The 425-nt window shown below is 48.0% G+C and carries 1 protein-coding gene; it reads left to right on the top strand.

The genetic code is table 11. The features are described 5' to 3' along the window. The coding region (locus LACPOB_RS13060; protein WP_017867981.1) for an amino acid ABC transporter permease at positions 1–425 on the top strand (425 nt) is incomplete at both ends.

Here is a 425-nt window from a genome sequence, read left to right on the forward strand (position 1 = left end):
TCTCAAATTTTTGTTGGCCGGTTTAGGTGTTACCTTGGAAGTTTCTGTGATCTCGATCGTCTTAAGTTTTGTGATCGGTTTGATCTTGGGGATCATCCGTTATGTCGGCTTTAAGTATGTTTCGGCAGTCGTGGGATTCGTGATCGATATCTTACGGAATTTGCCGTTACTACTGATCATTTTTTTCACCTACTTTGCGTTACCGAGGTTAGGTCTACGGATGACACCAATGTCAGCGGCGATCACAGCCTTAGTGGTCTTTGAATCGGCGATGTTAGCTGAGATCGTCCGCAGTGGGATCATCGCTGTGGATCCCGGTCAGATGGAAGGTGCACGTTCCACGGGAATGACTTACTGGCAGGCTATGTGGCAGATCATTTTGCCCCAGGCCTTGTTAAAGATGATCCCGCCGTTGGTATCGCAGT

The organism is Ligilactobacillus pobuzihii E100301 = KCTC 13174, assembly GCF_000349725.1.
Lineage (GTDB): Bacteria > Bacillota > Bacilli > Lactobacillales > Lactobacillaceae > Ligilactobacillus > Ligilactobacillus pobuzihii.